Below are 12,722 nucleotides of genomic sequence, written 5' to 3'. Positions count from 1 at the left end.
GCTCGGCCGCCGTGGGTCAGTAGAGCAGGCTCGCGAGCCGACGTCGGGCCGCGGCGACGCGCGGGTCATCGGTGCCGACGATCTCGAACAACTCGACGAGTCGCTCGCGAACCGTCGTGCGGCCGTCGGAGTCGAGGTCGGGGAAGATCGTGAGCAGACGGTCGAACGCGTCCTCGACGTGTCCGCCCGAGACATCGAGGTCGGCGACGTCGAGTTGGGCGGCGAGGTCGTCGGGCGCCGCAGCGGCGGCCTGGCGGATGGAGTCGAGGGTCTTGCCGGCGAGGCGGCCGAGGAGGCTCACCTGGGCGAGGCCCGCGACGGCGAGGGCGTCGCGCGGGTCCTGGGCGATGGCGGTGCGGTACGCTGCCGCAGCCGCGTCGTAGTCGCGCCGCTCGATCGCGTCGTACGCCTCCTGGTGGAGGGGCGGCAGCGGCGGCTCCTCGGGCGCGTCGTTCGCACCGGCACCGTCGTCGTCGCCGGCTTCGATACGACCGGCGGCTCCGTGCTGCGCACCGAGCTCGAGGAGCTGATCGAACAGCTGGGAGATCACGTCGTCGGGCTGCTCGCCCGCGAAGAGCGGCACGGGCTGGCCGGCGACGAGCGCGACGACCGTCGGCACCGACTGCACCTGCAGTGCCTGAACCAGCTGGGGGCTGCGATCGGCATCGGCCGCAGCCAGGACGAGCCGACCCTCGCGAGCCCGGACGAGTCGTTCGAGCGCAGCGAGCAGCTGCTGCGACGGCTGGCTCCAGGACGCCCACACGGCGACGACGACCGGGAGGGTGCGCGAGAGCTCGAGAACCTGGCCGAACGAGGCGTCGTCGGTCTCCACGACGATCCGGTCGGCCGACGCCGGTGCGTGCGCGCCGGTGGGTTGTGCTCCGGCCTGCTGACGCTGCACGAGCGCCGTGAGGTCGACGGCGCCGCGCAACGAGGCGCCGGAAGGAGGGGTCGGGTTCGTCATCACTTGACCTCCGATGCTGTGGTAAGGTTCTCGGCCCAGCCGAGCAACTCGATCTTCGCGTCCTCACCGGCGCTGACGCTCGGTACGTAGAAGAGCAGTTGGATGTCGCTCACGCGCTGCACCCCCTTCGCACTCTGACCGGTGAAGCCCGAGAGCGCCGCGGCGCTGCCGCCTTCCTGGAAGCCGGTCGTACCGCCGTCGTTCGGCACGCTCTTCTCGGCGCGCAGCACGTCGACCGACACGATGGCACCCGCGTCGATCGTGCCGAAGCCGATGGTCGGAGCGCTGCCCGCGACGGTCGAGACCGTCAGCGTCGCCGTCGGATTGGCCTTCTCGGCCTCCGCCTTGCGCGTCGCGGCGTTGAGGGCCTCGTCGAGATCCGAGGCCTCGAGATCGAACATCGGCGCGAACGCGCTCGCCGTGCCGTTCTGCAGCACGTCGGCGTACGCCGCGGCGACCTCGCCGGTCGGCATCACGAGGCCCTTGAACTCCGGCGAGATCGGCGGCGCGCCGATCGAGGCCGGCGCCACCTCCGGCACCTCGGTATCGGGGACGAGTGCCGTCTGGGCGATGACGTGGTAGTTGTCTCGCGGCGTCTCCTGCACCAGCACGAGCGCCGTCGGGGCGATGGTCTCGTCCTCGGCGTTCTTGGCGATCGTGAGGACCGTGCGCGGCCAACCGGTCGACTGCTGCGGCAGGGTCAACGTGAGCGGTGCGGCCGGGATCGCCGGCGGCAGCGGGTGGTCGGCGAGGGTCGCGCGGATCGTGTAGTTCGCCGTCCGTGCGGCAAGGGCCGGGCCCGCGAACCGTTCGGCGGCGAGGGTCGCGTCACCGGCCTTGTCGACCTCACTCGTGAACACCGCGATGCGTCGCATGATGCGCTCCATCTGCGGCACCGTGACGGCCGGTTCGACGACCGGCTCCTCGGGGTCGGGCGCGTCGGTCGCGGCCGCACTCGCCTCAGGCGTCGCCGGTGCGGTGGTCGCGGGTGCATCGCCGTTCTCGAACGTCGGCCAGTAGTCGGCGGAGCAGGCGCTCAGCGCGAGGGCGGGCACGAGCAGTGCGGGCACGAGCGCGACTCGCTTCGCGCGACCGATCGCGCGGCGGCCTCCGGTCACCTGGTTCCGCTTTGACGGCTTCGGAGCGCTCGGCAGCTTGCCGCGCGGGCCCTTCGGAAGGTTGCGACGGGGACCGCGTGAACGACGATGCCGCACGAACCCCGAGATGAGGAGGCCGAGTCCGACCAGGAAGACGAGGGCACCGCCGGCGATCAGCGGACCGACCCAGGGCGTCCGCGTGTCGCCCGGCCAGTCGAGTGCGACGCGTGCCGGGGCGGGGTTCACCCCGTCGGAGGCGATGAGCACCGAGATGCCCTCCGGTACGTCGATCGTCGTCGTCACGAACCGTTCGCCCGTGAACTCGTCGAGCCACAGGTCGGAGCCGACCGGTGTCGCGGCGGCGAGCACCTCGGGGTCGATCGGGGCAGGCGTCTCGGTCGCACCCGGAGTCGCGGGCGGTGTCGTGGGAGGCGCCGTGGCAGCCGGCGTCTCCTCGGGCGTCTCGAGCTGCGGGTCGTCGACCGGCTCCGTCGTGACGACCTCGCTCACGAGCGACTTCGTCTCGGGGTCGTAGTGCACGGACTGGTAGGGCGTCGAGCCGAGCCACGCGACCATGTCGGAACTGCGCCCGTACGAGATGAAGATGGCGCCGTCTCCGGAGACCGTGATCTCCTGCTTGCCCGAGTTCGCCTCGAGCGCGTCGGACTCGAGCACGGTGAAGGCCGTGGCCCCGTCGGACTCGACCGCCATCGACGCGCGGTCGGGCTCCATGAAGACCGTGCGCTGGGCGACCCCGAGCCCGATCATCACGGCCGCGGCGACGAACGCCACGATGGCGAAGACGAAGCGCACGAAAACTGACCTCCCAAGCCGCCGCAGCGGCATCCGACAAAGACATTCCACACTACCGGCTGAGTCTGGGAGTCGCCTGCCCGCGCCCTGAACGACCGCGGGCGGCGGGGCGCGCCGAACCCCCGTACAATCAGAACGATTCCCGCTTGAGCCCCCACAAACGCGGGACACGACCCGGAGGAAGCATGGCCGTCGAAGAGACCGAGTTCACACAGGTGTTCCGCGGATACGACAAGGACGAGGTCGACAAGGCCATCAACGGCCTTCGTCGTGACATCATCGCCGCGAACACCGCGTCCGCGGACACGGTGAAGGAGAACAAGCGGCTGCTGGCGCGCATCGACGAGCTCACCGCCGAGCTCGAAGAGGTCGGCAGCCCGACCTTCTCGGGCCTCGGCACGAAGCTCGAGAACACGCTGCGCGTCGCCGAGGAGCAGTCCACCCGACTCATCGCGCAGGCCGACATCGATGCCGAGAAGCTCCGCCGTGCCGCGGAGGACGAGGCGCACCTCATGCGCTCGGACGCGCAGGAGTTCGCGGAGCGCACGCTCGGCGAGGCACGCGCGCAGTCGAACCGTATCCTCGAGAACGCCCGGGCCGAGGTCGACGACATGGTCGCGCGCGCCCACGAGACGAGCGAGCAGCTCCGGCAGGACGCCGCACGCGACGCCGGTGCGATCCGCGGCGCGGTCGCGACCGAGACCGCCGAGCTGCGCTCGAGCGCGAAGCGCGAGTCCGCCGCGGTCATCTCCGCGGCCGAGCGCAAGGCCTCCGAGATCCTGCTCGCCGCGAACACCGAGGCGAGCGAGGCCCGCGCCACTGCGGCCGGCCTCACCCAGGAGACCGAGCAGACCCGCGCCGAGGTCGCGGTCGAGCTCGACCGTGCTCGTGCCGACCTCGCGAAGGAGACCGAGCAGGCCCGCATCGACCTCGCCCGCGAGAGCGAGCAGTCGCGACTCGACCTCGAGCGCGAAACCGCCGAGGCCCGCGCAGCCATCGAGGCGGAGATCGAGGAGCGGCGCGCCGCTCTCGTGCACGAGCTCGAGCAGGCCCGCACCGACCTCGATCGCGAACTCACGGCCGCCCGCACCGAGCTCGCCGAGGAGCGCGAGCAGGCGAAGGTCGACCTCGACCGCGAGGCCGAGTCGGCACGTCTCAAGCTGCAGCACGAGCTCGAGCGCATCCGTGCCAAGCACGCCGCCGACCTCGACCAGATGCGCGCCGACCTCGCGCTCGAGCAGGAGCAGGCACGAGCCGACTTCGAGGCCGAGTCGGAGCAGGCCCGCATCGACCTCGACAACCAGCTCACCGCCATGCGCAAGAAGACCACGCACGAGGTCAACCGCATGCGACGCGAGATCGAGAAGGGTCGACTCGACCTGGAGTCCGAGCTCACCGCGAAGCGCGACGAAGCCGAGCAGGAGCTGCTCGCGGCCCACCAGGAGGCCGTCGCGCAGACCCAGAAGTTCCTCGACGACGCGAACGCCGAGCTCGCCGAGACGAGCGCCCGCACCGCCGAGAGCCGCGCCGAGTCCGAGCGTCTCGAGACCGAGGCGCGGTCGGCCATCTCCGGCATTCGCGAGAAGGCCGAGCAGGAGGCATCCGAGCGCATCTCGGCGGCACACGACCAGGCCCGCAAGCTCATCGCCGACGCCGAGGAGCGCACCCGCGCCCTCGTTGCCGACGCCGAGGACCGGCTCTCGCAGATTAGGATCGAGCGCGACGCGGTCGCCGGCTACTTCGAGAGCCTGCGCGGCGTGCTGACGCAGGCCGAGCAGGTCGCAGCCGACACGAAATAGTCCGAAGGAGCGCGGTGGTTCCGTGAAGATCCTCAACGCGTTCCGCATCGGCCTCGTCGGCACCCTCGGTGTCGGCGTCGGCCTCTTCATCCTGACCTCGATCGTCAGCCTCTCGACGATCATCACCTACATCGGAGCGGCACTCTTCCTGGCCCTCGGCCTCGATCCGGCGATCAGCTGGCTCGAGCGCCGAGGGCTTCCGCGTTGGTCGTCGATCCTCATCGTGATGACCGGCGTGGGGCTCATCGTCGCCGGGCTCGTGCTCGCCGTCGTGCCGATCATCGTCGACCAGGTCGGCCAGCTGATCGAGGAGATCCCGAGGATCGTCGAGCAGTTCGACGCCCAGACCTGGCTCGCGAACCTGCAGGAGCAGTTCCCGCAGCTGCAGGTTCAGGAGATCTACGACCAGGTCACGACCGCGCTCACCGACTTCTTCACGAATCCCGACAAGCTCTCGGAACTCGCCGGCGGCGTGCTGCAGGTCGCGGTCGCGATCGGCTCGGGCATCTTCGCCGTCGTGATCGTGTTCATCCTGATGCTCTACTTCGCGGCATCCCTGAACACGATGAAGCGAGCGACCTACCAGCTCGTTCCCGCGTCGCGTCGCGCGCGGTTCGCCGACCTCACCGAGCAGATCACGCAATCGGTCGGCCGGTACGTGCTCGGGCAGGTCTCGCTCGCCGCCGTGAACGGGGTGCTGAGCTTCATCTACCTGTCGATCATCCGCGCGCCGTTCCCGGCGGTGCTCGCGTTCCTCGCGTTCATGTTCTCGCTCGTGCCGCTCGTCGGCACGCTGTCGGGGTCGATCGTGATCGTGCTCGTCTGCCTCATCCCCGGGCTCGGGTCACCGCTCACGGCCCTCGCCGCCGCGATCTACTACATCGTCTACATGCAGGTCGAGGCGTACATCCTGAGTCCGCGCATCATGCACCGGGCCGTGCGAGTACCCGGCGCACTCGTCGTGATCGCGGCGCTCGCGGGCGGCGCACTCGGCGGCATCCTGGGCGCGCTCGTCGCGATTCCGGTGGCTGCGGCGATCCTGCTCATCATCAAGCAGGTCGTGATCCCCCGGCAGAACGAGCGCTGACCGCACCGCCGACCGGGCTCCGCGGCGCGGCCGCACGGACCGGGGTTACGCGCGCGACCGGCCAGTGCGTCGGCAGCGGCGCGGCCGCCGGGTTCACCGCGGCGACGATCTCGTCGAGCACCCGGCGCGTCTGCGTCTCCCCCACCCACAGGTGCCGGCCGCCGGCCACGTCGATTCGCCGCAGCTTCGGCAGGCCCGCGAACCGCTCGGCGGCTTCGGCCGGCCGCAGGTAGTCGTCGTGCTCGGGGATCAGGGCGACGAGCGCGGGAGTGGCGCCGGCCCAACGGTCGAGCTCGGCGTCGCTCGTGCGGTGCAGCGGAGGCGAGAGCAGGATGGCGCCGTCGATCCCGTGCTCGAGCCCGTACTTCAGCGCGAGCTCGGTGCCGAACGACCAGCCGACGAGCCACGGGTGCGGCAGCGCGCGCTCCGCGACGAAGGCCATGGCCGCGGCCAGGTCGGCCCGTTCGGCGATGCCTTCGCCGAACCGCCCCTCGCTTCTCCCCCGCGGCGACTCGGTGCCCCGCGTGTTGAATCGCAGCACGGCGAGGTCGGCGAGGGCCGGGAGCCGCGCGGCCGCCTTCCGCAGGATGTGCGAGTCCATGAATCCGCCGGCTGTCGGGAGCGGATGCAGCGTGACGAGCGTCGCGACCGGGTCGCGGTCGAGCGGCAGCGCCAGCTCGCCGACGAGCCGCAGCCCGTCGGTCGTGTGCAGCTCGATCTCCTCCCGCCGCGCGGGAAGTTCGACACCCGATCGGATCTCGACCGTCGCGTCCGTCTCGCTCATCGTGCGCCCATCCTCCAGCAGTGCGTGTGCCAATGGCGGCGCGCGGCCAGGTCGGCCGCGTCACCGAGCACGCCGTCCGCCCGCCAGGCGACGAGGTGTGCGACGCCGGGCGCGACTTCGAGGCCGCAACCCGGGCACACGTACGCCTTCACGGCCTGCGCCTCCGAGACCGGCTGCACGTTCCATTCGCGACCGGCGTGCACCTCGGTGCGTCGCCAGCCGGCGGTCAGCCGTTCGACGTCGAGGTCGGGGTGCGCCTCGCGTGCACGTTCGGCGCGCGACCGGGGTCGGTTCGAGCGTGCCATGCGTCCAGTCTAGGGCGGTCGCGACAGGCCGCCGCATCGACGCGGATGCCGCGGCGGAGTGCGCGCGACTCAGTACCAGCCGGCCGACTCCGAGTGCCCCCAGGCACCGCACGGGGTGCCGTAGCGGCCCGTCACGTAGCCGAGACCCCACTCGATCTGGGTCGCCGCGTTCGTCTCCCAGTCGGCGCCGGCCGAGGCCATCTTCGATCCGGGGAGCGCCTGCGGGATGCCGTAGGCCCCGCTGCCGGCGTTGTACGCGTTGACGCGCCAACCCGACTCCTTGTTCCAGAGCGCGACGAGGCAGTCGAACTCGGAGCTCGGCCAGCCACGAGCGGCGACGGCACCGGCCGCGTACGCCTGCGCGGAGCCGGGATCGGGTGTGACCGCCGGCGGAGCCCAGCCGGCGCCCGAGGACGCGGCGACGATGACCGGTTCGGGCTTCTCCTCGACGACGTACTGTTCGTGGCCGTCGACGGTGACCTCGTAGTCGCCGCCGGCGGCCACGGTCTGCACCGACTCGCCGCCGAAGCGGTCGCCGCGTGCGAACTCAGGCGACGCCGTCGCACCCGAGTACGGGTCGACGATGTTGACGAGCACGAAACTGGCCGAGGCGAGGAAGGCGAAGACGACGGTCGCGGCCTGCTTCACCGGCCCGCGGGTGGTTCGGGAAACGGTCGACGACGACGGCTGCGCCGCGTCGCCCGTACCTGCATGCCTACCCACGATTCGTCGAGCATAGCGGAGCGGCGGCCCGTCGGGCCAATGCCGCGCGCGTGATCACCGGACGGCCAGCATGACGTCGACGACCGCGTCGAGCACGAGGTCGACCTGCGCCTCGCGGTAGCCGCCGCGCTGGGTCGCGAAGACGACCGAGCGGACGTCTTCGACCGAGATCGGCCAGCCGTCGCGGAAGTACCGCGTGAGCTTGTCGGCGAACTTGTCGACGTCGCGGACGTTGTACCCCAGGACGAGCGGGTTCATGCGCTCGAAGCGCTCGCCCTCGGGCCGTGCGAGCCGGTTCGAGACGACCTGCGCGGTGAGTCGTGCCTCGCGGAGCCACGCTTCGTCGCCGTGCAGCCGGGCGGCGTCCTGCCGCTCCTGGGCCGCGAACGCGTCTTCGAGCCGCGCGAGCGCTGCGTCGACGTGCTCGGTCGAGTAGCCGCCCTTCTGCATGGCGAACGCGGTGAGCCGGATGCGCTCGCTCGTCATGGGCTCGTCGCCAGGCTCGGACGTGCCGTCGTAGGCGCGTCGGGCGAGCTGCAGGAACTCCTCGACCTGGTCGATCTTGTACCCGAGGCGGGGCTTCCTGGCGCGGGGGAACGTCGAATCCACGGCACCAGTATCGCGCACAGTCATCCGAAGATCCGGAACGCCACGAACGCGACGGCCGCCGACGGCAGGATCGAGTCGAGCCGGTCGAGGAACCCGCCGTGGCCGGGCAGCCACGAACTCATGTCCTTGATGCCGATGTCGCGTTTGATGAGCGACTCGACGAGATCCCCGAGGGTCGCCGTGAGGAAGATCGCTCCGCCGAAGAGCAGGCCGAACCACCACGGTTCGTCGAGCATGAAGAGCGCGAGCAGCACGCCGGCGACGAGGCTCGTCGCGGCGCCGCCGGCGAAGCCCTCCCAGGTCTTCTTCGGGCTGATCACCGGAGCCATCTTGTGCTTGCCGAACATGAGCCCGAACGCGTACGCGCCGGTGTCGGCCGCCACGGCGGCGACGATGAAGGCGAGCGTCCACCACTGGCCCCCGTCGGCCGCGGTCAGCACGACCGCGAAGGTGGCCAGGAACGTCACGTAGCCCTGCACGAAGGCGCTCGCGCTGAGATCGCGGACGAGCGCGCGCCGGCCGGTGCGGCGGTTCGGGACCGCCTGCTCGGCGAGTCGCCACAGCACGACCACCGCGACGCCGAGCACGACGGCGAGGAACTGGCCGCCCGCACCGCCGTAGTACGCGGCGGGCACCGCGACGACCGCGACGGCGACCGTCGGGATGCCCGGAACGCGATAGCCGCCCTTGCGCAGCGCCTGCGCGAGCTCGTAGCTCGCGAACCCGGCGATGACGACCGCGAAGAGCATGAAGAGCTCTTTGACGACGAGCAGGCTCAGGAGCAGGGCTCCGCCGAACACGAGACCGATCAGGATCGCGAGCAGCAGGTTGCGGCCCGTGCGCGCCTTGATCTTCTCCTGCGCCTCGTCGAACTGCGCCTTGGACGCCTCGAACTGACGCTCGAGGTCGGCCTTGCGCGCGTTCACCTGCGCACGGAACTCACCGCGTGCGGCCCGTTCGTGCCCCCCGGCGTCCGACTGACCCTCTTCTGGGACGCCTGACATGGCCCTCCCTCAGACCCCGAGCCCTCAGACCTCGAGGAGTTCGGCTTCTTTCCGCTTGAGCGCCTCGTCGATCGCGTCGACGTTCGCCTTCGTGATCTGCTCGAGCTCCTTCTCGCCGCGGGCCACCTCGTCGTCACCGACCTCGCCCTTGAGGGCGTCGAGGTCGTCCTTCGCCTTGCGACGGATGTTGCGGACCGACACCTTCGCGTCCTCGGCCTTCGAGCGCACGATCTTCACGAACTCCTTGCGGCGCTCCTCCGTGAGCTCGGGAAGCGTCACCCGGATGAGGTTGCCGTCGTTCGTCGGGTTCGCGCCGAGGTTCGGGGTGTCGCGGATCGCCTGCTCGATGTCCTTCAGGGCGCCCTTGTCGTACGGCGTCACGACGAGCGTGCGCGCCTCGGGGTTCTGCAGCGACGCGAGCTGCGCGAGCGGCGTCGGCGTGCCGTAATAGCTCACCATGATCTTCTGGAAGAGCTGGGGGTTCGCCCGCCCCGTTCGCACGGTGGCGAAGTCGTCTTTTGCGACTTCGACCGCCTTCTGCATGCGTGCGGTGGCATCGGAAAGTACATCCGCGATCACGGGAACTCCTTTACGGTTCGCTACTCGAGTCAGTCTATCGGCCGGCCGGCGCGACGCCGTTGCTCACGACCGTGCCGAGGTCGGCGCCGAGGATCGCCGCGGTCACGTTGCCCGCAGGCTCCATGCCGAACACCTGCATCGGCATGCCGTTGTCCATGCAGAGGCTGAACGCCGTCGAGTCGACGACCTTGAGCCCGCGCTGCAGCGCCTCCTGGTAGCTGATGCGGTCGATCTTGGTCGCGTCGGGGTTGGTGCGCGGGTCGTCGGAGTAGACGCCGTCGACGCCGTTCTTCGCGACGAGCACGACATCGGCGTCGATCTCGAGGGCGCGCTGTGCGGCGACCGTGTCGGTCGAGAAGTACGGGAGGCCCGCGCCCGCGCCGAAGATCACGACGCGACCCTTCTCGAGATGGCGCTCGGCGCGACGGGGGATGTACGGCTCCGCGACCTGGGTCATCGAGATGGCCGACTGCACGCGCGTCTCCGCACCCGCCTGCTCGAGGAAGTCCTGGAGCGCGAGCGAGTTCATGACCGTGCCGAGCATGCCCATGTAGTCGGCACGACCGCGGTCCATGCCCCGTTGGCTGAGTTCCGCACCGCGGAAGAAGTTGCCGCCGCCGACGACGATCGCGACCTCGACCGTCTTGGCCGCGTCGGCGATCTCGCGCGCGAGCGCGCTCACCACATCGGGGTTGACCCCGAGCGAACCACCGCCGAAGGCCTCCCCCGAGAGCTTCAGCATCACCCTGCGCTTGCGTTCCGTCATCCCCGCCGTCCTTCCGGTGCCCGTGTCAAAACTAGTGCTTCACCTCGCCCGTGCGCAGCATCGGACCTGGCGCGCGGACCGCGGCCGTTCGAGAACGACCGCGGCGAAGCATCCGCACATGGAAAAGGGAGCCCGGATCGACTGGTCGATCCGGACTCCCTCACTCGGCGCTTACGCCGTGGCCTTGAAGCGGGCGAACCCCGTCACGGTGAGACCGGCGTCCTCCAGGACCTTCTTGACCTGCTGCTTGTCGTCGCGGGCGTACCCCTGCTCGAGGAGCACGATCTGCTTGAAGAAGCCGGTGAGACGACCGTCGACGATCTTCTCGAGCATCGCCTCGGGCTTGCCCTCGTTGCGGCTGATCTCGGTGACGATGTCGCGCTCCTTCTCGACGAGCTCGGCCGGCACGTCCTCACGGGTGAGGTACTGCGGGTCGAACATCGCGATGTGCTGCGCGACGGCGCGAGCCGTCTCGGCGTCGGCACCCGTGTAGGCGACGACGACGCCGATCTGCGGCGGCAGGTCCTTCGAGGTCTTGTGCAGGTAGACCGCGAACTCGTCGCCCGACAGGGTGACGGCCTTCGCGAGCTCGACCTTCTCGCCGAGCGTGGCGGCCTGCTCGTCGATGACCTCGCCGACGGTCTTGCCGTCGACGGGGGCCGCGAGGGCGGCCTCGACGTCGGCGGCGCCGGCGGCGGCGACCGCGTCGAGGACCTTGTCGGCCAGTGCGACGAACTTGTCGTTCTTCGCGACGAAGTCCGTCTCGCAGGCGAGCTGGATCATCGTGTAGCCGGCGGGCGACTCCTTGGCAGCGACGAGGCCTTCGCTCGTCGAGCGGTCGGCGCGCTTCGCGTTGCCCTTCGCACCCTTGAGGCGCAGGATCTCGGTGGCCTTCTCGAGGTCGCCGTCGGCCTCCTCGAGCGCCTTCTTCGTGTCGACCATGCCCGTGCCGAGCTGCTCGCGCAGGGCCTTGATGTCAGCGATGCTGATTGCCATGTCTGGCTGTCTCCTTCGGGGACTTATTCGGCGGGGGTGGCGTCGGCCGCAGCGGCCTCGGCGCCTTCGACGTCGGCGGCCGACTCGGTCGCAGCGACCTCGGTGGCAGCCTCGTCGACGACCTCGGCGGCCTCGACCTTGGCCTCGGCCTCGGTCTCGGCGGTCTTCTCGGTCGCGGCGCTCTGCTGGAGGAGCTCCTGCTCCCACTCGGCGAGCGGCTCGACGGCCGAGACGTTGCCGGCCTCTTCGGGCTTCTGGTGGCGCTCGATGAGGCCTTCGGCCGCGGCGTCCGCGATGATGCGGGTGAGCAGGCTCACCGAGCGGATCGCGTCGTCGTTGCCCGGGATCGGGTACTGCACCTCGTCGGGGTCGCAGTTCGTGTCGAGGATGCCGATGACGGGGATGCCGAGCTTCTTGGCCTCGTCGATCGCGAGGTGCTCCTTCTTGGTGTCGACCACCCAGAGCGCCGACGGCGTCTTCGACAGGTTGCGGATGCCGCCGAGCGACTTGTGCAGCTTGTCGAGCTCGCGCTTCTTGATGAGCAGTTCCTTCTTCGTGAAGCCGCTCGTGGTGCCCTCGAAGTCGAGCTCCTCGAGCTCCTTCATGCGCGCGAGGCGCTTGGAGACCGTCTGGAAGTTGGTGAGGAGGCCGCCGAGCCAACGCTGGTTGACGTAGGGCTGGCCGACGCGGGTCGCCTGCTCGGCGATCGACTCCTGGGCCTGCTTCTTGGTGCCGACGAAGAGGATGGTGCCGCCGTGGGCGACCGTCTCCTTGACGAAGTCGTACGCCTTGTCGATGTAGGCGAGCGACTGCTGCAGGTCGATGATGTAGATGCCCGAGCGCTCGGTGAAGATGAAGCGCTTCATCTTCGGGTTCCAGCGGCGGGTCTGGTGCCCGAAGTGCACGCCGCTGTCGAGCAGCTGGCGAATGGTGACGACGGCCATGAGCCGTTCTCCTTCTGTTCTCAGTTGTCGCAACCGGCCGGCGGCCGGGAGCCCTGGTGCCCGGCACGGCTCCGCCGGTCGCGCTCGCGATGAGCGGGTCGGACTGAGTGGAGTCGGTTGCCGAATGGGCACGCGTAGTCACCTCGACATGCGAGGCGCTCCGGACACTCTACCATCGGCACTCGTCCTCCCCAACCGCGCGCGGGCTCGCACCGTCCACATCGGGCGGTCGACGCAGGCCGGATGCCTCGT

Annotated in this window: 13 protein-coding genes; 2 read left to right on the top strand and 11 right to left on the bottom strand. The window is 70.2% G+C overall.

What is annotated here, in order from left to right; all coding sequences use genetic code 11:
- Window positions 1–16 precede the first annotated feature (16 nt).
- Together MUN74_RS16785 and MUN74_RS16780 are read right to left on the bottom strand one after the other, a co-directional pair.
- Window positions 17–964, bottom strand: coding sequence for a tetratricopeptide repeat protein (locus MUN74_RS16785; RefSeq protein ID WP_244853761.1), 948 nt, complete (start codon window positions 962–964; stop codon window positions 17–19).
- Window positions 964–2,874 carry a hypothetical protein gene (locus tag MUN74_RS16780; protein WP_244853760.1) on the bottom strand — a complete coding sequence of 637 codons (1,911 nt, stop codon included), beginning with the start codon at window positions 2,872–2,874 and terminating at the stop codon, window positions 964–966. Before MUN74_RS16780 ends, MUN74_RS16785 begins: the two co-directional genes overlap by 1 nt.
- A 185-nt stretch (window positions 2,875–3,059) precedes the next feature.
- Between MUN74_RS16780 and MUN74_RS16775 the strand changes: the two genes are divergently transcribed.
- The gene (locus MUN74_RS16775) at window positions 3,060–4,673 is read left to right on the top strand and encodes a DivIVA domain-containing protein (RefSeq protein WP_244853759.1); all 1,614 of its coding nucleotides are present in this window, start codon (window positions 3,060–3,062) and stop codon (window positions 4,671–4,673) included.
- Window positions 4,674–4,695: 22 nt separating this feature from the next.
- The gene (locus tag MUN74_RS16770) at window positions 4,696–5,760 is read left to right on the top strand and encodes an AI-2E family transporter (RefSeq protein WP_244853758.1); all 1,065 of its coding nucleotides are present in this window, start codon (window positions 4,696–4,698) and stop codon (window positions 5,758–5,760) included.
- Here MUN74_RS16770 and MUN74_RS16765 read toward each other — a convergent pair.
- The 9 genes from MUN74_RS16765 to rpsB form a co-directional block, all read right to left on the bottom strand.
- Entirely contained in the window at window positions 5,723–6,544 is an 822-nt protein-coding gene (locus MUN74_RS16765; protein WP_244853757.1) for an alpha/beta hydrolase, read from the bottom strand. The two genes, MUN74_RS16770 and MUN74_RS16765, sit on opposite strands and share 38 nt — an antisense overlap.
- A complete protein-coding gene (locus MUN74_RS16760) occupies window positions 6,541–6,849 on the bottom strand; it encodes a hypothetical protein (protein WP_244853756.1) in 309 nt (102 codons plus the stop codon). The genes MUN74_RS16765 and MUN74_RS16760 overlap by 4 nt, the downstream gene beginning before the upstream one ends.
- A 69-nt stretch (window positions 6,850–6,918) precedes the next feature.
- Window positions 6,919–7,572 carry an aggregation-promoting factor C-terminal-like domain-containing protein gene (locus MUN74_RS16755; protein ID WP_244853755.1) on the bottom strand — a complete coding sequence of 218 codons (654 nt, stop codon included), beginning with the start codon at window positions 7,570–7,572 and terminating at the stop codon, window positions 6,919–6,921.
- A 54-nt stretch (window positions 7,573–7,626) separates the two neighbouring features.
- Entirely contained in the window at window positions 7,627–8,181 is a 555-nt protein-coding gene (locus MUN74_RS16750) for a DivIVA domain-containing protein (protein WP_244853754.1), read from the bottom strand.
- Between the two features lie 20 nt (window positions 8,182–8,201).
- Complete coding sequence (locus MUN74_RS16745; RefSeq protein WP_244853753.1) at window positions 8,202–9,185, bottom strand: phosphatidate cytidylyltransferase; 984 nt, start codon at window positions 9,183–9,185, stop codon at window positions 8,202–8,204.
- Between the two features lie 24 nt (window positions 9,186–9,209).
- Window positions 9,210–9,764 carry a ribosome recycling factor gene (frr, locus tag MUN74_RS16740; RefSeq protein ID WP_244853752.1) on the bottom strand — a complete coding sequence of 185 codons (555 nt, stop codon included), beginning with the start codon at window positions 9,762–9,764 and terminating at the stop codon, window positions 9,210–9,212.
- Between the two features lie 34 nt (window positions 9,765–9,798).
- Window positions 9,799–10,530 carry a UMP kinase gene (pyrH, locus tag MUN74_RS16735; protein ID WP_244853751.1) on the bottom strand — a complete coding sequence of 244 codons (732 nt, stop codon included), beginning with the start codon at window positions 10,528–10,530 and terminating at the stop codon, window positions 9,799–9,801.
- Between the two features lie 171 nt (window positions 10,531–10,701).
- Window positions 10,702–11,526, bottom strand: coding sequence for a translation elongation factor Ts (gene tsf / locus MUN74_RS16730; RefSeq protein ID WP_244853750.1), 825 nt, complete (start codon window positions 11,524–11,526; stop codon window positions 10,702–10,704).
- 23 nt (window positions 11,527–11,549) lie between these two features.
- Window positions 11,550–12,470 (bottom strand): 30S ribosomal protein S2, encoded by a 921-nt coding sequence (gene rpsB, locus MUN74_RS16725; RefSeq protein ID WP_244853749.1) that lies wholly within the window; start codon window positions 12,468–12,470, stop codon window positions 11,550–11,552.
- Window positions 12,471–12,722 lie beyond the last annotated feature (252 nt).

It is taken from the genome of Agromyces sp. H17E-10, from assembly GCF_022919715.1.
Lineage (GTDB): Bacteria > Actinomycetota > Actinomycetes > Actinomycetales > Microbacteriaceae > Agromyces.
The sequence above is the reverse complement of the archived record's forward strand: the minus strand, read 5'-3'. Positions and strand labels throughout refer to the sequence as shown.

What these genes read in the sequence shown, in the direction of transcription:
- MUN74_RS16745 (WP_244853753.1), bottom strand. Translation starts at nt 9,185, where the DNA reads ATGTCAGGCGTCCCAGAAGAGGGTCAGTCGGACGCCGGGGGGCACGAA.
- MUN74_RS16785 (WP_244853761.1), bottom strand. Translation starts at nt 964, where the DNA reads ATGACGAACCCGACCCCTCCTTCCGGCGCCTCGTTGCGCGGCGCCGTC.
- rpsB (WP_244853749.1), bottom strand. Translation starts at nt 12,470, where the DNA reads ATGGCCGTCGTCACCATTCGCCAGCTGCTCGACAGCGGCGTGCACTTC.
- MUN74_RS16760 (WP_244853756.1), bottom strand. Translation starts at nt 6,849, where the DNA reads ATGGCACGCTCGAACCGACCCCGGTCGCGCGCCGAACGTGCACGCGAG.
- tsf (WP_244853750.1), bottom strand. Translation starts at nt 11,526, where the DNA reads ATGGCAATCAGCATCGCTGACATCAAGGCCCTGCGCGAGCAGCTCGGC.
- MUN74_RS16765 (WP_244853757.1), bottom strand. Translation starts at nt 6,544, where the DNA reads ATGAGCGAGACGGACGCGACGGTCGAGATCCGATCGGGTGTCGAACTT.
- pyrH (WP_244853751.1), bottom strand. Translation starts at nt 10,530, where the DNA reads ATGACGGAACGCAAGCGCAGGGTGATGCTGAAGCTCTCGGGGGAGGCC.
- MUN74_RS16775 (WP_244853759.1), top strand. Translation starts at nt 3,060, where the DNA reads ATGGCCGTCGAAGAGACCGAGTTCACACAGGTGTTCCGCGGATACGAC.